This is a genomic window from Frigoribacterium sp. ACAM 257, from assembly GCF_007954365.1.
In the GTDB taxonomy this organism is placed as follows: domain Bacteria; phylum Actinomycetota; class Actinomycetes; order Actinomycetales; family Microbacteriaceae; genus Frigoribacterium.
The window spans coordinates 338,381-355,857 of record NZ_VOLO01000002.1; the positions used below are offsets into that span (position 1 = coordinate 338,381).

Here is a 17,477-nt window from a genome sequence, read left to right on the forward strand (position 1 = left end):
CCGCCGGCGCTCGCGGGGCGCTCGCGCTGCGTCCGGACCCCTCGAAGCCGCGCGCACCCCGCTGCGCGCCGGAGGGTGTGCGCGGGTTCCGAGGGTCCGGGGGTGCAGCTCGCGGCGCGGCGCGGCGCGGCGCGGCGCGCTACGCGAGCGGGTCGGCGGCGCGCCGCTCGCGGAACGCGACCGCGTTCACGCGGTTGCTGCAGCGCACGCTGCAGAAGCGCTTGGAGGCGTTCCGCGAGAGGTCGACGAGCACGCCGTCGCAGTCGTCCGCCGCGCACTCGCGGAGCCGCCCGGTCTCGTCGGTGCGGACGACGTCGACGAGGGCCATCGCGGCCTCGACGAGGATGCGGTCCGCGAGGGGCGCCTCCTGCGGGGTGGCGTGCACGTGCCAGTCGAGGTCGCCGTGCCGCACGAGCCGCGGCACGGCCTGCAGGCGGGCGAGGAGCTCGTTGACGGCCTCGACCATCGGGTCGCGGTCGAGCGTCCAGAGCTGGCGGAGGCGCGTGCGGGCCCGCCGCACTGCCTCGAGCTCGGCCTCGTCGCCGTCGAACCGGCCCGAGAAGCCGAAGCGCGTCATCAGCGCCGTCAGCTGGTCGGTCGTGGCGAGCTGGTCGACGCCGCTGCGGGTCGCTCGGGCGGCCGTGTTGAGGATCGTCGCGTCGAACTCGAGCACGTCTTCCGTGTCAGGGGCGAAAAGCACATTGACTCCTTACTCGAGACCAGTCTACTGTCATGACTCATCACCCTTTAGGCCCTTACTCGCAGTGGGCCCTGACGAATCGAGCAGCCGTGGACCGCCGCCACCTCACGACCGGACTGATCGTCGCGGTCGTGGCCGCCGCCTCCTTCGGGGTGTCCGGTCCCTTCGTGAAGCCGCTGCTCGCCTCCGGCTGGAGTCCCGTCGCCGCCGTCGCCCTGCGCGCCCTGGTCGGCGGAGCGCTGCTCGCCCCCGTCGCGCTCGCGACGCTTCGCCTCGACCTGCGACCGATCTGGCGGGCGCGTCGGCGCGTGCTCGGCATGGCCGTCGTCGGCGTCGCCGGCACGCAGGTCTTCTACTTCGCGGCGATCCAGCACATTCCGGTCGGCACGGCCATCCTGCTCGAGTACATGGCCCCGCTGCTGCTCGTCGCCGTCGCGTGGGTCGCGTCGCGGCGTCGGCCGGCCGGGGTCGTGCTGATCGGCTCCGCGATCGCCGCCGCCGGGCTCGTCCTGGTCGTGTCGCCGAGCGGCGGGGGAGCGCTCGATCCCCTCGGCCTCCTCTTCGGCGTGCTCGCGATGATCTGCTGCGCCGGCTACTTCGTCATCGCGGCCCAGCCGTCGGGCGACCTGCCGCCCGTGGCACTGGCCGCCTCCGGCCTGCTCGTCGGGTCGGCGCTGCTCGGGCTGCTGGGCCTCACCGGGCTCGTGCCCTTCACGGCGTCCGCCGCCGACGTCGTGGTGCTCGGCGGGGTCGTCGCCTGGTGGGTGCCGATGCTGGTGATCGGGGTCGTCGCGACCGCGGTCGCCTACGCGACGAGCATCACCGCGAGCTCGATGCTCGGGTCGCGCCTGGCCTCGTTCGTCGGCCTGCTCGAGGTCGCCGCCGCAGCGGCCTGGGCGTGGGTGCTGCTCGACGAGGCGCTGACCCCGTGGCAGCTCGTCGGCGGCGCGTTGATCGTCGCGGGCATCGTCGCCGTGCGCTCGGACGCGAGCTCGGACGACCCGAGCCCGGCCCCCGAGGTGCTGGCGGCGGCACCGGCCGCCTGACGCGCCCACGCCCCTTATCGGCTGCCGCGCCTCCGCCGCTACGCCTCCGCCGCCCCAGCCCGGGGGCCACCGTCGAACGGCACCCCCCGAAGGCGCGCCGCCCGCGCCCCCTCACTGGGGACAGCGGAGCACTTATGGGCTTCCCAGCCGGTCGATAAGTTTGCTCTTGCACGGCGGAGGAGATCCGCCGGGCCGGGAGACCCGAAGTCCCTGGCCCGACGTCCACGGAGTCCGAGCCGCACCGCACACCACGCCACACCGCCTCGCTTGCCCGCGAACGCACCGAACGAGCGCACCGACGAACCAGCCCTGATCAGAGGGCTCATCGGCGCGCCCGGACCTTGAACCGGCCTGCCCCGTGCAGGCCCCCGTCCTGCTGGGAGCACCGGATGAACCGCACCGAACGCAACGCCATGGTGGTCGAGAACCTGCCGCTGGTGGGCTACCTGGTCAGCGAGGTGTGCGCCCGTGCCACCCACCTGTCCCGCGACGACCTCGCGAGCGTCGGCGCGGTCGCCCTCGTCCAGGCGGCGGACGCGTTCGACCCCACCCTCGGCATCCCGTTCGGCGCCTACGCCCGCACCCGCATCGTCGGCGCGTTCGCCGACGACATGCGCTCCGGCGACTGGGCCAGCCGCGGCACGCGCAAGCGCATCAAGGAGACGCTCTCCACGCAGGAGGCGCTGACCGCGTCCCTGGGGCGCGCCCCCTCGGTCGACGAGATCGCCGGTGCCCTCGGCGTCGACCGGCAGACCGCGTCGAGCGCCCTCGCCGACGCGGCCCGCACCGTCTCGACCCTCGACGACACGGTCGCGGACCACCTCGCGGCCGACGTGCCGATGCCGGGCGACCACCTCCTCGCCAGCGAGCGCAGCCGCTACGTGCGCGCCGCCGTCGAGGCCCTCCCCGAGCGCATGCGCCTCATCGTCGAGGCCGTCTACTTCGGCGACCGCACCGTCACCGAGGTCGCCGCCGAGCTCGGCATCACCCACAGCGCCGTCTCGCAGCAGCGCACGGAGGCGGTCCGCCTGCTCAGGGACGCCCTCGCCGCGCACTACGCGGACGACGAGCAGGCCGCGTTCGTGCCCGTCTCGAAGACGGCGCCCGCGCGCCGCAGCGCCTACCTCTCGAAGGTCGCCACGAACGCCGCCGTGGGCATCGCCCGCGCCGTGCGCGAGCCCGCCGTCGAGGGCTTCAGCGCCGCGGTCTGAGACGACGCAGGCGTCCGCGCCGGGCTGTGGCCTCGGCGCGGACGCTCTGCTGCCGGCCCTCAGATGATGCCGCAGGCGATGCCGTTCGCCTCGGGGAAGAACGCCGACAGCTCGTTCGAGAGGATCTTCTTGCCCGTGAAGACGTTCGTCTTCTGGACCTGGTAGGTCACGCGGGTGCCCACGGCGAAGGCGGCGAACGCCTGGCCCTTCCTCAGCGGCGGTGCCGAGCACCCGACGTTCATGGTCACCGTGAGCGACGACGACGCGTTGAAGCCGCCGGTGATCGTCGGGCCGAGTCCCTGCACGACGGCCTGCGCGCTCACCCCGAGGCTGATCCCGACGGTCGCCGTCGTCGAGACCCCCGCCGAGATCGTGCAGGACGTCTCGTCGCTCGCCGCGGCGCACTTCGCGATCGGCAGCTTGCCCGGCGCGTTGGCCGTCACCTGGGCGTTGACGATCCTGTACCGGTAGATGCTGCGCTCGTCGCCCGCGCCGGCGTCCCGGTCGGGCACCGAGGCGGTCGCCTCGGGGCCGGGGCGCACGTCGGTCGACCACGTCGTCGGCGTCGGCGCCGGTGCTGCCGTCGTCGCGCTCGCGTGGACCGCGGGCGTCACGGCGAGCACCGCGGCCAGGGCCATCGCCCCGCTCAGGGCCGCGGCGCGGCCTGTCGTCTTCCTCATGGGATCTCCTTCGTGTGGACGGCCCGTCCTCGAGGACGGGCCACCAGTCAAGGGGCCTCGTCGCGGCCCGACGTCCCCCGGAGGTGCCGTCTCAGCTCGTCCGCTGGTACGCGACCCGACGCGACCCGAGCCGGCACGGGAAATTCTTCCGACCCGTCGCTAACGCCTCCTCCACACCGGCCGATAGTCGTCTCTGTCAGCCCACGGACGGGCCGACGAACACCACCCAGTCACGGAAGAGGAACCACCATGGGCATGCAGATCAACACCAACCTCGCGGCGAACAACACCTACCGCAACCTGAACGCCACGCAGAACGACCTGTCGAAGAGCCTGGAGAAGCTCTCGTCGGGCCTCCGCATCAACCGTGCCGCTGACGACGCGGCCGGCCTCGCGATCTCCGAGGGCCTGCGTTCGCAGGTCGGCGGACTGACCGTCGCCGCACGCAACGCCCAGGACGGCATCTCGGTCGTGCAGACCGCGGAAGGCGCCCTGACGGAGGTCCACTCGATCCTCCAGCGCGTGCGTGACCTCTCGGTCCAGGCCGGCAACGACTCGAACAACACGGACGCCCGCGGCGCCATCACCACCGAGGTCACGGCCCTCACCGACGAGCTCACCCGCATCGCGGGCTCGACCAACTTCAACGGCATCGACCTGCTCAACGGCACGTCGGCGTCGCTGCAGTTCCAGGTCGGCGCCGGCAGCGCCACGGCCGTCAACCAGATCGCCGTCAAGCTGACCGACGTGACTGCCGTCGTCACGGGTCTCGCGGACCTCGACTTCACGGACGCCACCACGGCTGCCGCGTCGATCGCGCTCGTCGACACCCAGATCAAGGCCGTCTCGTCCGCTCGTTCCGAGCTCGGTGCCGTCCAGAACCGCTTCGAGCACTCCATCGCGTCGACCAACGTCGCGAAGGAGAACCTCACGGCGGCCGGCTCGCGCATCCGCGACGTCGACATGGCGGAGGAGATGGTCAAGTACACGCGATCCAACGTCCTCAGCCAGGCCGGCCAGGCGATGCTCGCACAGGCGAACCAGAGCACCCAGGGCGTGCTGTCGCTCCTCCGCTAGTCGTCACCGACCGGCGGATGACCGGTTCCCGATCCCAGCGGGAGCCTGACACCACCTGAGCTCGGCTCCCTCGGGAGCGAACGGTTCACGACCGGTGGTCGGGACGCAGCAGCTGATCCTCTGCGTCCCGGCCCTCGGTCATCCCGAGCGTCGACGACGACCTCGCCCGCACCTCCCAGTCCCCCCGCCCCCGCCCCCGAAGGAGCACCCGATGGCCTCGTTCGGCATCGACGGCCTCGTCTCCGGGCTCGACACCACCACGCTGATCAACGGCCTGATGGCGGCGGAGGCGGTGCCCCAGACGATCCTGAAGAACAAGGCGACCGCGAACCAGGCGCTGGTCACCGCGCTCCAGGGCCTCAACACGAAGGTCGCCGACCTCGCGACGCTGGCGAAGACGACGGCGAAGGCCGACTCGCTCGCCGCCTTCACCGCCAGCAGCAGCTCGAAGGACGTCACGGCCACGACGACCGCGACCGCGCTGCCCGGCTCGATCGACTTCACCGTCGGCGCCACCGCGCAGGCGAAGAGCGGCGTCACCGCCGCGATGACCGCCTGGCCCACGTCGCCCGCGACGCTGACCTTCACGTCGGCCGCCGGCAAGGCGGTGGAGGTGACCAGCGCCTCCTCGTCGCTCGACGACCTCGTGCGCGCCGTCAACTCGTCGGAGGCGGGCGTCAAGGCCGTCAAGGTCGCCTCGGGCAAGGACGCCGACGGAGCCGTCACGTACCGCCTGCAGCTCACGTCGGCCACGACGGGCGCGGCAGGCGGGTTCACCGTGCACCAGGGCACGGCCGCCGAGGTCGCCGCCGGCACCGCCCCGGACCTGCTCGCCGCCCCCGGCGCCGCCGTCGTCAAGCAGGCGCGCGACGCCTCCGTCACCCTCTGGGCCGGCACCGCCGCCGAGCAGGTCGTGACGAGCGCGACGAACACGTTCGCCGACCTGCTGCCCGGCGTCTCGGTCACCGTCACCGCGCCGAGCGCCGACCCCGTCACGCTCACCGTCGCCCGCGACGGCGCCGCGTCGTCGAAGGTCGCCTCCGACCTCGTGTCGGGGCTCAACGGCGTCCTCACCCTCATCGCCTCGAAGACGTCGACGTCGACCTCGACCAACGCCGCGGGCGTCGCGACGGTCACCTCCGGCGTCTTCACCGGCAACTCGACCACCCGCGACGTCGTGCAGAAGCTGACGACCGCGATGTCGGCGCCGATCGGCGGCGTCTCGCCGTCGAGCATCGGCATCTCGATCACCCGCACCGGGGCCTTCGAGTTCGACGAGGCCACGTTCTCGGCGGCCCTCGCCGCCGACCCCGTGAAGGTGCAGGCGGCCCTCTCCGAGATCGCCGGCCGGGTCGAGGCCGCCGCGACCGCCTCCTCGGACAAGCGCGACGGCAGCCTGACGAAGGTCATCACCGGCCAGCAGTCCGTCGTGAAGGACCTCACCGCCCAGATCGCGAACTGGGACGACCGACTGGCGTCGCGTCGCACCCAGCTCCAGAAGACCTACACCGCCCTCGAGGTCGCCCTCAGCTCGCTCACCGCGCAGCAGAGCTGGCTGACCAGCCAGATCTCGAGCCTGAACGCGAGCAGCTGATGGACGCCACCTCCTTCGCGGCATTCGCCGCCTCCCCGCCCACCGCCGTCGTGCAGCGACAGCGGTCGCACTTCGCCGAGCAGGCCGTGCTGTCGGCGACGCCGGTCCAGCTCGTCACGATGCTCTACGACCGCCTGCTGCTCGACCTCGCCCGTGCCGAGAAGGCCCAGGTCGGCCAGGAGTGGGCGATCGCGTCCGAGCAGCTGCTGCACGCGCAGGCGATCATCGCCGAGCTCACCTCGTCGCTGCGCGTCGACGTGTGGGACGGCGGCGAGGGCCTGCTCGCCCTCTACGGCTACACCTCGACGGCGCTCGTCAACGCGAACGTGCACCGCGACGTGGCCCTGACCCGTGAGGTCACCGGGCTGCTCGAGCCGCTCCGCCAGGCCTGGCACGAGGCCGCGACGTCGCTCGGCGGCGGCGCGGCTGGTGGGGCCGGTGCGGCCGGTGCGGCCGGTGCGGCCGGTGTGGCTGTGCCTGCCTCGCCGACGGCGTCGCAGCCCGGCGCGGGCTCGCCGCTGCCCGCGGGAGTCGCCGCCTTCGGGGCCGCGACCTCCGGCTACGGGGCGACCAACGCCTCCTCGACCTCTCTCGGGGGCGAGCTCGGTGTCGCCTAGGACCGACCGCACCCACGCCGCCTGGCTCGCCGCCCTCGACGAGCTCGAGGCGGTCGCGGGGCGCGACCCGCAGCTCGCCGCCGACGGTGCCGGCGTGTCCGGCGCCTGGGCTCCGCCCGCCGGTCTCGGCCCGATGCCGGCCGAGCTCGCCGACCGCGCGGCGGCAGTCGCCGGAGCGCAGCGCGGTGCCCTCGCCCGGCTCGACGCCGCCCGCAAGGCCGTGCTCGCGCACCTCGGCGCCGTGCGCAGCGTCGAGTCGTCGCACGAGCCCGAGCGCCCGGTCTACCTCGACGCCACCGGCTGAGCCGCCTGACTCTGTCGAGTGGTCAGGAACTGTCCCTCATGACCAGAGGAGGGACGAGTTCTGACCACTCAGCGTTCCGGTCGGGCCCACCGGCCGAGGAGGCGCCTCCTCAGCCCCAGGGGATGACCCCGACGACGATCGCCACGGCGAGCATCACCAGCGACACGATCGCCGCGCGCCACAGCACCTTCTTGTGGTGGTCGCCGAGGTTGACGTTCGCGAGGCTCACGAGCAGCAGGATCGCGGGCACCAGCGGGCTCTGCAGGTGCACGGGCTGCCCGACGACCGAGGCGCGGGCCATCTCGACGGGGTCGATGCCGAACGCGGCGCCGCTCTGCGCGAGCACCGGCAGGATGCCGAAGTAGAAGGCGTCGTTGCTCATGAAGAAGGTGAGCGGCAGGCTCAGCACCCCGGTGATCACGGCGAGGTACGGCCCCATCGAGGTGGGGATCACGTCGACCAGCCACTGCGCCATCGCGTCGACCATGCCGGTGCCGTTGAGCACGCCGATCAGCACGCCGGCCGCGAAGACCATCGACACGACGCCGACGATGCTGGGGGCGTGGGCGACGATCTCGGCGGACTGCTCCTTGACGCGGGGGAAGTTCACGAGCAGCGCGATCGCGGTGCCGACCATGAAGACGTAGGCGAGCGGGAACAGGTCGGCGACCAGCAGCACCATCACGGCGACGGTGAGCACGAGGTTGAACCAGATCATCCGCGGGCGCAGGGTGGGGCGGTCGGGGTCGAGCATCGTGTCGGCCATCGTGACGCCTCCGCCGAGCGAGCCGTTCGCGCTGCCGTCCGAGCCCGAGCCGGCACCCGGACCGGAGCCGGGGTTGTCGACCGCGCGCTCTCCCGGCCCGTCCGCCCGCGAGCCGTCGGCCCGCCCGCCGCGCACGCCGAGGGCGACCGTCGGGCTGGTGAACATCGAGACGCCCACGCCGGGCATGCCGGGTCCGCCGCCGCGCGAGGCGCTCGCGAGCTCCTGCGAGAGGGGCGACATCGCCGACGCCGCCGCGGCCAGCTTCGATCCGCCCAGCTCGAGCGTCCCGAGGCGACGGCGCTCGCTCAGCCCCATCAGCCACGAGAACACGAACACGAGGACGAGGCCGGCGATCAGCGACGGCACGAGCGGCACGAAGATCTCGCTCGGCTGCACGCCGAGGGCGGCGGCGGCGCGCACGGTGGGCCCGCCCCACGGGACGATGTTCAGCGTGCCGTTCGCGAGGCCGGCGACGCAGGTCAGCACCACGGGGCTCATGCCGAGCTTGAGGTAGATGGGCAGCATGGCGGCCGTCGTCACGATGAACGTCGTCGAGCCGTCGCCGTCGAGCGAGACGGCCCCGGCGAGCAGCGCCGTGCCGAGCACCACCTTCGCCGGGTCGTTGCCGGTCACCCGCAGGATCAGCCGCACCAGCGGGTCGAACAGCCCGACGTCGATCATCAGGCCGAAGTACATGATCGCGAACATCAGCAACGCGGCCGTGGGGGCCAGGTCGCCGATCGCCTCGATCACCATGTCGCCGATGCCGAGCCCCGCGCCGGCGAAGAGGCCGAAGATCGTCGGCACCATGATCAGCGCGAGCATCGGCGAGAGCCGCTTGGTCATGATCAGCACCATGAAGGTGAGGACCATCAGATAGCCGAGCAGTACGAGCATCAGGACTCCTTCGTCCGTCGGGCGCGGTGGCGCGTCCGGGCACGCTAGCCGGGCACGAGGAGGCGCGTCCTGCTTCTGCGCGTTGGGGCCGTTCCGCACGTTGGCCGCGTTCTGCGCGTTCTGCTCACGCGCCTCCTCGGCTGCCGCCTACGCTGGCCGTCGTGACCGACGACAGCTCACGGGCCGTGCCCGCCGCGCCCGCGACGCGGCCCCGCCGGCGCACCCGGTTCGCGACGCAGGTGCTCCTGCTGCAGCTGGGGGTCGTGACGGCGATCGTCCTGCTCACCAGCGCCGTGTTCGTCGGCATCGCCGTGCAGCGCCTCGAGCGCGAGGCCGAGTCGACGGCGCTCGCCGTGGCGCAGAGCGTCGCGAGCGACGTCGACGTCCGCACCGAGGTCGCGCGGCTGAGCGTCGACGGCACCGACCTCGACGAGGAGGCGCTGGCCGGCGGCGACCTGCAGCGCACGGCCGTCGCGGCGCAGCAGCGCACCGGGGCCCTCTTCGTCGTCGTCACCGACGACCGCGGGGTCCGCCTCGCGCACCCCGACCCCGACCGCATCGGCGAGGTCGTGAGCACGAGCCCCGACGCGGCGCTCCGCGGCGAGGAGACCGTCTCATGGGAGCGCGGCACCCTCGGCGACTCCGCCCGCGCGAAGGTTCCGATCTACGAGGCCGACGCCGATGCCGACGCCGCGGCGGGCGGCCGTGCCTCGGTCGTCGGCGAGGTCAGCGTCGGCTACACCCCGGCGCGGGTCTACGACACGCTGCTCCGCGACAGCCTCCCGGTGGCGGCCGTCGCCGTGCTCGCCCTCGGGCTCGGCGTCGTCGCGTCCGTGCTGATCCGCCGCAGGCTCGACCGGCTCACCCTCGGGCTGCAGCCCGACGACCTCGCGTCGCTCGTCCAGAACCAGGAGGCCGTGCTCGCCGGGGTCGGGGAGGGGGTGCTCGCGGTCGCGCGCGACGGGCGCGTGAGCGTGTGCAACGAGCAGGCGGCGCAGCTGCTCGGGCTCGGCGACGGGGCCGTGGGGCGCCTCCTCGGCGAGCTCGACCTGCCCGAGCCGCTCGTGACGCTGCTCGGCCGGGGCCCGGCCCGCCCCGAGTCGACGACCCTCGTCGTCGGCCTGTACGTGCTGTTCGTCGACGTGCGTCCGGTGCAGCGCGAGGGAGTCGACCTCGGACGCGTCGCCGTGCTGCGCGACCGCACCGCCGTCGAGGCCCTGACCCGCCGGCTCGACGCGGTGGGCGCGATGACGACCGCCCTCCGCGCCCAGCGGCACGAGTTCGCGAACCGGCTGCACGCGGTCAGCGGGCTGCTCGAGATCGGGCGGGTCGAGCAGGCGAGGGGGTACCTCGCCGACGTGCTCGAGCACGGGCCGCTGCGCTACCCCGTCAAGCACGCCGACCGGCTGACCGAGCCGCACCTGCAGGCGTTCCTCGGCGCGAAGGGGGTGGAGGCGGCGGAGAAGGGCGTCCTGCTGCGGCTCGGCCCGGAGACTCTCGTGTCGGGCTCCGTGGTCGATCCGGGAGACGTGACGACCGTGCTCGGCAACCTCGTCGACAACGCGGTGCGCGCCGCGGTCGCGGGCGGCGCCTCCCCGGCGTGGGTCGAGGTCGAGGTGCTCGACGACGGTCGCGACCTGCACCTGTCGGTGATGGACTCCGGCCGCGGGGTCGACGACGAGCACGCCGTGTTCGAGCGGCGGCCCGCCGCGGAGCTGCTCGCGGGCGACGCCGACGCTGCTGACGACGGCGACGCCGACGCTGCTGACGCCGCCGCCCTCGATCCCGATCGCGTGCACGGGCTCGGCTTCGGACTGCCGCTCTCGCGCGAGATCGCCCGTCGCGCCGGCGGCGACGTCTGGCTCGCGTCGCCGCGCGGCGACGGGCACGGCGCCGTGTTCTGCGCCCGGCTCGTCGGCGCGGTCGACCCGGCCGGCACCGACCCGGCCGGCACCGACCCGGCCGGCACCGACCCGGCCGGATCCGACCCGGCCGGCACCGACCCGGCCGGCACCGACCCGGTCGGCGAGCTCGACCCTGCCCCGACCCCGAGGAGCACCCCGTGACCGACGCGCCCGCCCCCGCATCCGCCGCCCCCGCGCCCGCCCCCGCCCCGCTGACCGTGCTCGTCGTCGACGACGACTTCTTCGTGGCCGAGGTGCACCGCGCGCAGGTCGACGCGCAGCCCGAGCTCCGGGCGCTGCCGGCGGTCGGCACGGTCGCAGAGGCCCGCCGGGTGGTCGCCCGCGAGCGCGTCGACCTCGTGCTGCTCGACCTCTACCTGCCCGACGGGCGCGGCCTCGACCTGCTCCGCGAGCTCGACGTCGACACGTTCGTGCTCAGCGCCGCGTCCGACGGCGAGACGATCCGCACGGCCCTCCGCCGCGGAGCCCTCGCCTACCTGATCAAGCCCTTCGCCGCCGAGCTGCTCGTGGACCGGCTGCGGTCCTGGCTGCGGTTCCGGCACGTGCTCGACGGCGGCACCGACCAGGAGGCGGTGGAGCGTGCCCAGCGCATCCTCCACTCGGGAGACGCGCGCGCCTCCTCGCGCTCGCGCTCGGCGACCGAGCAGGCCGTGCTGGAGGCGGTGGTCGCCTCCTCCGTCGAGGTCTCGGCCTCGGAGGTGGCCGACCAGGTCGGCGTCAGCCGCGCGACCGCGCAGCGCTACCTCGCCCAGCTCAGCGCCGACGGGCAGCTCGCGATGCAGCTGCGCTACGGCGCGACCGGCCGGCCCGAGCACCGCTACCAGCGCCGCTGACCCTCCCCGCGCCCGCGGGTGAGCAACGGTCATGTGTCGCGTGGCGCGGCCGCGCACTCCGCCAGAGCGCGCCAAGCGACACCTGACACGTCCTCACGTCGGAGCGTCAGCTGACCCTCGGTCACACGGGCGGCCGCGGGACGTACTCGATGCCGCGACGCACCTGCTTCGCTCGCGCCGCGCCTCCCAGGCGCATGACGAGGTGCAGCGCCATGTCGATCCCGGCCGAGACCCCGGCCGAGGTGATCACGTCGCCGTCGTCGACGAACCGCTCGTCCTCGCGCACGTCGATCGTCGGGTCGAGGCTGCCGAGCAGTACGGTCGACCCCCAGTGCGTCGTCGCGGCCCGTCCGGTGAGCAGGCCCGCGGCGGCGTACACGAGGGCGCCGGTGCAGACGCTCGTCATCAGCGGCACGGTCTCGGCCTGCTGCCGCACCCACTCGAGCCGCTCCTCGTCGTCGAGGTGGGCGCGGGTGCCCTTGCCGCCGGGGTAGATCAGCACGTCGAGCGGCGGCAGCTCGTCGATGGTGGTGTCGGGCAGCACGCGCAGGCCCTTCGCCGCGGTGACCGGCCCGGGAGCGTCGCCGAACGTGATCACCTCCCAGCCGTCGCCGGGGTGCCCCTTCGTCCAGTACGAGAGCACCTCCCAGGGGCCGATCGCATCGAGCTCCTCGTACTGGTCGAACAGGAAGATGCCGATCGTCTTGGTCATGCGCCCAGTCTCGTCGCCGCGCCCCCGCCCCCGCCGCGCCTCGCCGCGCCCCCGCCCCGCCCCGCCCCGCCGCGCCTCGCCTCGCCGCGCCGCGCCTCGGCGCGCCCCCACTCCGGGGGCACGCGCCCCGCGCGGCCTTACGCGCCCCCGGTCCGCGCCGATAGAGCGCCCTGAGCACGGATCGCTCGACCCCTCGGCCACGGATCGGCCCCCAGACCACACCACACCCCGGACGGGCACCAATGCCGATCGAATCCGTGACCCAGGCGGCGCTGCAGAGCGCCCTCGACGGCCTCTCGCTGCGCCAGAAGACCATCGCCGCGAACATCTCGAACGTGAACACGCCCGGCTACCAGGCCAAGCGCGTGCAGTTCGAGGAGGCGCTCGGCCGGTCGGTCTCCCAGGGCGGCGCCGTGCCGGGGGCCGGCCGCGTCGAGGCCACGACGCAGCGCTCGCTCGAGCCGACGCGGCTCGACGGCAACAACGTGAACCTCGACACCGAGACCCTGTCGAACATCGACACCGTGCTCCGCTACCAGTTCGCCACCCAGGCGATGAACGGCGAGCTGACCAGCGTGCGCGCCGCGTTCAGGATGGGCTGATGACCGCCTTCGACGCGATCGGCATCGCGAGCAACGGCCTCACCGTGCACCGCAAGTGGCTCGACGCCGTCTCCGACAACATCGCCAACGTCAACACGGTCAAGTCGATGGACGACACCGCGTTCCAGGCCCGTTACGTCGAGGTCCAGGAGGGCGCCGGCACCAGCGGCGTCTTCGTCAAGGCCGACCGCTACGGCAGCGAGGCCGGCCGTGTCACCTACCTGCCCGACCACCCGCTCGCCGACGCCGAGGGATACGTGCGCATGCCCGACATCGACCTGGGAGCCCAGATGGCCGACCTGATCATGGCCCAGCGCGGCTACCAGGCGAACGCCGCCGTGGTCGACCGCGCCAAGACCGCCTACGAGGCCGCTCTCCAGATCGGTCGCGGCTGATGCCGGTCGGAGGGATCCCCGCCGTCGGCGCGGTCGCGCAGTCGGGCTACGCCGACGTGTCCGGCCTGCTGCAGGGCGGTGCGGTCGGGAGCGCAGGAGGCGCCTCCTCCGTCACCGGGACGACCGGCGCCGCCAGCGCCTCCGGTGCCGCCTTCGGCTCGAGCATGGTCGGCGCGGTCGAGGGCCTGCAGCAGCTGCAGAGCGAGTCGAAGACGCTCGCCGTGAAGGCCGTCACCGGCGACCTCACCGACATCCACGACGCGACCATCGCGGCCACCCGTGCCCAGGTGACGCTCGAGCTCGTCGCCGCCGTCCGCAACAAGGGCGTCGACGCCTTCACCGAGATCATGAGGATGCAGGCCTGATGCCGACCGCAGTGCAGAACTCCCTCGCCCGGATGCGGGCGACGATGGGCGGCTTCTCCGTCGCCCAGAAGACCATCGCGGTGATCCTGATCGCCGCGCTCGTGCTCGGCACGGTCGCCCTCGTGAGCTGGCTGACGAAGCCGAGCTACTCGCCGCTCTTCAGCGGCATCGACCCGGTCGACGCGAGCGCGATCGTCGAGCAGCTCCAGGCCGACGGGGTGCCCTACGAGCTGACCGCGGGCGGCGGCACGATCCTCGTGCCCGAGGAGCACGTCTACCAGGAGCGCCTCACCGCCGCCGCGGCCGGCCTGCCCTCGACGAGCGGCCAGGGCGGCTACTCGCTGCTCGACACGATGGGCGTCACCTCGTCCGAGTTCCAGCAGGACGTCACCTACAAGCGCGCCATCGAGGGCGAGCTCGCCAAGACGATCGGGGCGATGGACGGCGTGAAGACCGCCAGCGTGCAGCTCGCGATCCCCGAGGAGTCCGTCTTCGTCGCGGAGCAGAAGGACCCCACCGCGTCCGTGTTCGTCGAGACGCAGGGCGGCGTGACCCTCACCGGCAAGCAGGTGCAGGCCATCGTCAACCTGACCAGCGCCTCCGTCGAGGGCATGGCGACGACCGACGTCGCCGTCACCGACTCGACCGGCGCCGTGCTCTCGCAGGTCGGCACCGGAGCCGTCGGCGGCGCCGGCGACCAGGTCAGCGACTACGAGTCGAAGGTCCAGACCGCGGTGCAGACGATGCTCGACAAGGTCGTCGGCCCCGGCAAGTCGTCGGTGATCGTCGCCGCCGACCTCGACCAGGCCTCGGGAACCAAGGTGACCGAGTCGTTCGCACAGCCCACCAGCGGCCCGATCGCCCTCAACGAGTCGAGCACGACCGAGCAGTACGGCGCGGGCTCCGGGGGAGCGGGCGGCGCCGGCTCGACCGGCGTGCTCGGCCCCGACAACATCGCCGTGCCGAACGGCACCGGCACGGGCACCGACGCGGCCGGCACCGCCACGGCGACCGGCGACGACGGCTACGTCAACGAGTCGGCCACCAAGAACAACGCGGTCGACAAGGTCACCGAGACCCTGAGCGTGCCCGCAGGAGGCGTCAGCCGGCAGACCGTGTCGGTCGCGCTGGACGCGGCCGCGGCCTCCGGCGTCAACATGCAGAGCATCAACGACCTCGTGCGGAACGCCGCGGGGATCGACACCGCCCGCGGCGACGCGGTCGAGGTCGCCCTGGTCGACTTCGACACGGAGGGCGCCGAGGCCGCGAAGGCGGCGCTCGCCGCGGCCGACGCGGCGGCCGCCTCCGAGGCGATGTGGGGCACGATCCGCACCGTCGGCATCGTGGCGCTGATCGTCATCGCGCTGATCGTCGGCCTGATCGTCTTCGCGAAGAAGAACAAGCGACACGACCGCGAGGACGTCGACCTCGGCGAGCTCTCGGCCGGCAACCCGGCCCAGACCTGGGACGCGACCATGCGGCTCGACCTCGACGACGCGGGCGCCGCCTCCCGCCGTCAGCTGCTCGCCGACGAGGCCGCCACCGTGGCCCTGCCCGTCGCCGCGCCCGAGCCCTCGCCCGAGTACGTGTCGGCCGAGCGTCGCCGCGCCGAGATCGACGCGCTCGCCGAGCGCGACCCGGAGAAGACCGCCGAGCTGCTGCGCGGCCTGATGGACGAGCGGGTGCAGTCGTGAGCCCGACCGCCGCCGACCTGACCCCGACCCAGGCGTTCGGCGTGCCGGGGGCGTTCGGCGCGCCGGCCGCGCGCCCGCCGCTGACGGGGCCGCAGAAGGTGGCGGTCATCCTCATGCAGATGGAGCAGGCGCACGCCGCCGTCGTCATGAAGCAGTTCAGCGAGGAGGAGGCCGAGGAGATCACGGCCGAGATCGTCAAGCTGCGCCGCGTCGACCCTGCCGTGGCCGAGTCGGCCGTGGCCGAGTTCCACGACCTGACGCGCTCGGGTCGCTACCAGCGCCGCGGCGGCCACGACGTCGCCGTCGGACTGCTCGAGGCGTCGTTCGGCTCGGAGCGCGCCGCCGGCGTCATGGAGCGCCTCGCCTCGAACGCCATGGGCAAGAGCTTCGAGTTCCTCGACGAGGCCGACCCCGGCCAGGTCATCACCCTGCTCGACGGCGAGCTGCCGCAGACCATCGCCCTCGTGCTCGCGCACCTGCGGCCGCAGCAGGCCTCCGCCGTCCTCGCCGGCCTCGACGTCGCCGCCCGCACCGACATCGCCCAGGCCATCGCCACGATGGGCACCGCGACCCCCGAGGCCGTCGGCATCGTCGCGACCACGCTCAAGGTGCGGGCCGGCGCCGTCGTCGCCCCGCGCGAACAGGTCGAGGTCGTCGGAGGCATCCAGCCCCTCGTCGAGATCATCAACCGCAGCGACAGCGCCACCGAGCGCGCCCTGCTCGACGGCCTCGACGAGCGCGACCCCGAGCTCGCCGAGGAGGTCCGCTCGCGCATGCTCACCTTCGAGGACATCGTCAAGCTCGAGTCGCGCGACATCCAGCAGGTGCTGCGCGGGATCGACGCCGCCGTGCTCGCGACCGCGATGAAGGGGGCGCTCGCCGCCGTCACCGAGGTCATCCGCGGCAACGTCTCCGAGCGCAACCGCGAGCTGCTCGACGACGAGCTGCAGTCGATGGGACCCGTCCGCAAGTCGCAGGTCGAGGAGGCGCGGGCCGAGGTCGTGCGCGCCATCCGCGAGCTCGAGGCGCTCGGCACGATCACGATCCACCGCGCCGACGAGGACGCCCTCGTCGAGTAGCCCCCGCCGCCGGATCACTCTCAGATTCGAGGGCGATCCAGCGTGTGACGACCATCGAGCCCAGGAGGCGCGGTCGAGCTGGGCAGGATCTCTCTCGTTCTGCGGGCGGCAGGTGCAGCCAGCCGGCGGGCTGACCGGCGGGCTGACCGGCGGCGAGGGCGCGGCGCTGGCCCGCGGCGCTAGCCCGCGGCGATCTCGCGCAGCACGGCGAGGTGCGCGGTCCAGGCGGCGCGCCCCTCCGACGTCAGCCTCAGCGAGGTGCGCGGCCGCTTGCCGACGAACCCCTTGGACACCTTCACGAACCCCGCGGCCTCGAGCGTGCTGATCTGCTTGCTCAGCGCGGAGTCGGTCACCTGGACGGCGTCGCGCAGGTCCTTGAAGTCGAGCTGGTCGGCCGCCGCCAGCGCCGCCACCATCGAGAACCGCACCGGCTGGTGCAGCGTCTCCGACAGCCGGAGGCGCGGGTGCGGATCGCCGGACGTGCGGCCACCTGCCGCACCGTCGCTCATCGCTCCGCCTGCCGAGCCTCGTGCGTCGCGGCGGCCACGGAGACGACCATCAGCGCGGCGGCCAGCACGCAGGTGCCCACCACGTCCTCGCCCTGGGACGACCCGACCACGACCATCGCCACGACGTAGATCGCGAAGATCGCGCCCAGGTAGAGGCCCCAGCGGCGGCCGAAGCCGATCCGGTGGGATCGGAGGAAGGCCAGCTGGAACCCGACCACGACGCCGATCCAGGCCAGCAGAGCGATCATGGCCACGAAGTAGTTCGTCCCGGTGGTGAGCCCCAGGGCGAGCGTGCCGAGCGACAGCACGGAGCCGAGCGACAGGAGCACGGCGACGCCCGGCCAGCCGGCCCTGGCGGTCGCGTGGCGTCCGGTCGAGTCGGCCTGGGCCAGCAGCTGGCGGGCCTCGTCCGGCGTGGGGAGCCTGGTCTGGTCGGTCATGGTGCCGTCCTCTCGTCGATGTCCTCCCACT

Annotated in this window: 19 protein-coding genes; 13 read left to right on the forward strand and 6 right to left on the reverse strand. The window is 73.4% G+C overall.

The window, feature by feature from the left end:
- Nucleotides 1-139: 139 nt before the first annotated feature.
- Entirely contained in the window at nucleotides 140-700 is a 561-nt protein-coding gene (locus tag ES689_RS07965; RefSeq protein ID WP_146902637.1) for a CGNR zinc finger domain-containing protein, read from the reverse strand.
- Nucleotides 701-789: 89 nt separating this feature from the next.
- Between ES689_RS07965 and ES689_RS07970 the strand changes: the two genes are divergently transcribed.
- Together ES689_RS07970 and ES689_RS07975 are read left to right on the forward strand one after the other, a co-directional pair.
- On the forward strand, nucleotides 790-1,746 hold the full coding sequence (locus ES689_RS07970; RefSeq protein WP_146902640.1) for a DMT family transporter: 957 nt from the start codon (nucleotides 790-792) through the stop codon (nucleotides 1,744-1,746).
- Between the two features lie 389 nt (nucleotides 1,747-2,135).
- Complete coding sequence (locus ES689_RS07975; RefSeq protein ID WP_146902643.1) at nucleotides 2,136-2,957, forward strand: sigma-70 family RNA polymerase sigma factor; 822 nt, start codon at nucleotides 2,136-2,138, stop codon at nucleotides 2,955-2,957.
- Between the two features lie 59 nt (nucleotides 2,958-3,016).
- Here the strand turns inward: ES689_RS07975 and ES689_RS07980 are convergent, their stop codons facing one another.
- Nucleotides 3,017-3,637 (reverse strand): hypothetical protein, encoded by a 621-nt coding sequence (locus ES689_RS07980; RefSeq protein WP_146902646.1) that lies wholly within the window; start codon nucleotides 3,635-3,637, stop codon nucleotides 3,017-3,019.
- Between the two features lie 249 nt (nucleotides 3,638-3,886).
- Between ES689_RS07980 and ES689_RS07985 the strand changes: the two genes are divergently transcribed.
- From ES689_RS07985 to ES689_RS08000, 4 genes are all read left to right on the forward strand, one after another.
- Nucleotides 3,887-4,714, forward strand: coding sequence for a flagellin (locus ES689_RS07985; RefSeq protein WP_223269481.1), 828 nt, complete (start codon nucleotides 3,887-3,889; stop codon nucleotides 4,712-4,714).
- A 211-nt stretch (nucleotides 4,715-4,925) separates the two neighbouring features.
- Entirely contained in the window at nucleotides 4,926-6,308 is a 1,383-nt protein-coding gene (gene fliD, locus ES689_RS07990) for a flagellar filament capping protein FliD (RefSeq protein WP_146902649.1), read from the forward strand.
- Nucleotides 6,308-6,925, forward strand: coding sequence for a flagellar export chaperone FliS (gene fliS / locus ES689_RS07995; RefSeq protein WP_146902652.1), 618 nt, complete (start codon nucleotides 6,308-6,310; stop codon nucleotides 6,923-6,925). Before fliD ends, fliS begins: the two co-directional genes overlap by 1 nt.
- A complete protein-coding gene (locus ES689_RS08000; protein ID WP_146902655.1) occupies nucleotides 6,915-7,229 on the forward strand; it encodes a hypothetical protein in 315 nt (104 codons plus the stop codon). The genes fliS and ES689_RS08000 overlap by 11 nt, the downstream gene beginning before the upstream one ends.
- A gap of 109 nt (nucleotides 7,230-7,338) precedes the next feature.
- Here the strand turns inward: ES689_RS08000 and ES689_RS08005 are convergent, their stop codons facing one another.
- The gene (locus tag ES689_RS08005) at nucleotides 7,339-8,892 is read right to left on the reverse strand and encodes a CitMHS family transporter (RefSeq protein ID WP_146902658.1); all 1,554 of its coding nucleotides are present in this window, start codon (nucleotides 8,890-8,892) and stop codon (nucleotides 7,339-7,341) included.
- A gap of 161 nt (nucleotides 8,893-9,053) precedes the next feature.
- On the opposite strand from ES689_RS08005, the gene ES689_RS08010 reads away from it, so the two are divergent.
- Both ES689_RS08010 and ES689_RS08015 read left to right on the forward strand, forming a co-directional pair.
- Complete coding sequence (locus tag ES689_RS08010) at nucleotides 9,054-10,958, forward strand: sensor histidine kinase (RefSeq protein WP_223269482.1); 1,905 nt, start codon at nucleotides 9,054-9,056, stop codon at nucleotides 10,956-10,958.
- Nucleotides 10,955-11,650 (forward strand): response regulator, encoded by a 696-nt coding sequence (locus tag ES689_RS08015; protein WP_223269483.1) that lies wholly within the window; start codon nucleotides 10,955-10,957, stop codon nucleotides 11,648-11,650. The genes ES689_RS08010 and ES689_RS08015 overlap by 4 nt, the downstream gene beginning before the upstream one ends.
- 121 nt (nucleotides 11,651-11,771) lie before the next feature.
- Here ES689_RS08015 and ES689_RS08020 read toward each other — a convergent pair whose 3' ends face one another.
- Nucleotides 11,772-12,362, reverse strand: coding sequence for a DJ-1/PfpI family protein (locus ES689_RS08020; protein WP_146902661.1), 591 nt, complete (start codon nucleotides 12,360-12,362; stop codon nucleotides 11,772-11,774).
- Nucleotides 12,363-12,604: 242 nt separating this feature from the next.
- Here ES689_RS08020 and flgB point away from each other — a divergent pair, with 242 nt between their 5' ends.
- Genes flgB through fliG form a run of 5 tightly spaced genes read left to right on the forward strand, consistent with a single transcriptional unit; the run spans nucleotide 12,605 to nucleotide 16,497 of the window.
- On the forward strand, nucleotides 12,605-12,964 hold the full coding sequence (gene flgB, locus ES689_RS08025; protein ID WP_146902664.1) for a flagellar basal body rod protein FlgB: 360 nt from the start codon (nucleotides 12,605-12,607) through the stop codon (nucleotides 12,962-12,964).
- Nucleotides 12,964-13,359 carry a flagellar basal body rod protein FlgC gene (locus ES689_RS08030; protein ID WP_146902667.1) on the forward strand — a complete coding sequence of 132 codons (396 nt, stop codon included), beginning with the start codon at nucleotides 12,964-12,966 and terminating at the stop codon, nucleotides 13,357-13,359. Before flgB ends, ES689_RS08030 begins: the two co-directional genes overlap by 1 nt.
- Nucleotides 13,359-13,724, forward strand: coding sequence for a flagellar hook-basal body complex protein FliE (fliE, locus tag ES689_RS08035; RefSeq protein WP_146902670.1), 366 nt, complete (start codon nucleotides 13,359-13,361; stop codon nucleotides 13,722-13,724). Before ES689_RS08030 ends, fliE begins: the two co-directional genes overlap by 1 nt.
- Entirely contained in the window at nucleotides 13,724-15,418 is a 1,695-nt protein-coding gene (fliF, locus tag ES689_RS08040) for a flagellar basal-body MS-ring/collar protein FliF (RefSeq protein ID WP_146902673.1), read from the forward strand. The genes fliE and fliF overlap by 1 nt, the downstream gene beginning before the upstream one ends.
- Before the next feature lie 41 nt (nucleotides 15,419-15,459).
- Nucleotides 15,460-16,497: a flagellar motor switch protein FliG gene (gene fliG, locus ES689_RS08045; RefSeq protein WP_255515950.1), complete on the forward strand. Its 1,038-nt coding sequence runs from the start codon at nucleotides 15,460-15,462 to the stop codon at nucleotides 16,495-16,497.
- A 179-nt stretch (nucleotides 16,498-16,676) separates the two neighbouring features.
- Here fliG and ES689_RS08050 read toward each other — a convergent pair whose 3' ends face one another.
- Nucleotides 16,677-17,006: a transcriptional regulator gene (locus ES689_RS08050; RefSeq protein WP_146902680.1), complete on the reverse strand. Its 330-nt coding sequence runs from the start codon at nucleotides 17,004-17,006 to the stop codon at nucleotides 16,677-16,679.
- Nucleotides 17,003-17,446, reverse strand: a complete 444-nt coding sequence (locus tag ES689_RS08055) for a hypothetical protein (RefSeq protein WP_146902683.1) — start codon at nucleotides 17,444-17,446, stop codon at nucleotides 17,003-17,005. Before ES689_RS08055 ends, ES689_RS08050 begins: the two co-directional genes overlap by 4 nt.
- Nucleotides 17,447-17,477 lie beyond the last annotated feature (31 nt).

Coding starts and splice junctions, on each gene's coding strand:
- ES689_RS07985 (WP_223269481.1), top strand. CDS start 3,887: ATGGGCATGCAGATCAACACCAACCTCGCGGCGAACAACACCTACCGC.
- ES689_RS07975 (WP_146902643.1), top strand. CDS start 2,136: ATGAACCGCACCGAACGCAACGCCATGGTGGTCGAGAACCTGCCGCTG.
- fliS (WP_146902652.1), top strand. CDS start 6,308: ATGGACGCCACCTCCTTCGCGGCATTCGCCGCCTCCCCGCCCACCGCC.
- fliD (WP_146902649.1), top strand. CDS start 4,926: ATGGCCTCGTTCGGCATCGACGGCCTCGTCTCCGGGCTCGACACCACC.
- ES689_RS08005 (WP_146902658.1), bottom strand. CDS start 8,892: ATGCTCGTACTGCTCGGCTATCTGATGGTCCTCACCTTCATGGTGCTG.
- ES689_RS08020 (WP_146902661.1), bottom strand. CDS start 12,362: ATGACCAAGACGATCGGCATCTTCCTGTTCGACCAGTACGAGGAGCTC.
- ES689_RS08050 (WP_146902680.1), bottom strand. CDS start 17,006: ATGAGCGACGGTGCGGCAGGTGGCCGCACGTCCGGCGATCCGCACCCG.
- ES689_RS08055 (WP_146902683.1), bottom strand. CDS start 17,446: ATGACCGACCAGACCAGGCTCCCCACGCCGGACGAGGCCCGCCAGCTG.
- flgB (WP_146902664.1), top strand. CDS start 12,605: ATGCCGATCGAATCCGTGACCCAGGCGGCGCTGCAGAGCGCCCTCGAC.
- fliF (WP_146902673.1), top strand. CDS start 13,724: ATGCCGACCGCAGTGCAGAACTCCCTCGCCCGGATGCGGGCGACGATG.
- ES689_RS07980 (WP_146902646.1), bottom strand. CDS start 3,637: ATGAGGAAGACGACAGGCCGCGCCGCGGCCCTGAGCGGGGCGATGGCC.
- fliE (WP_146902670.1), top strand. CDS start 13,359: ATGCCGGTCGGAGGGATCCCCGCCGTCGGCGCGGTCGCGCAGTCGGGC.
- ES689_RS08030 (WP_146902667.1), top strand. CDS start 12,964: ATGACCGCCTTCGACGCGATCGGCATCGCGAGCAACGGCCTCACCGTG.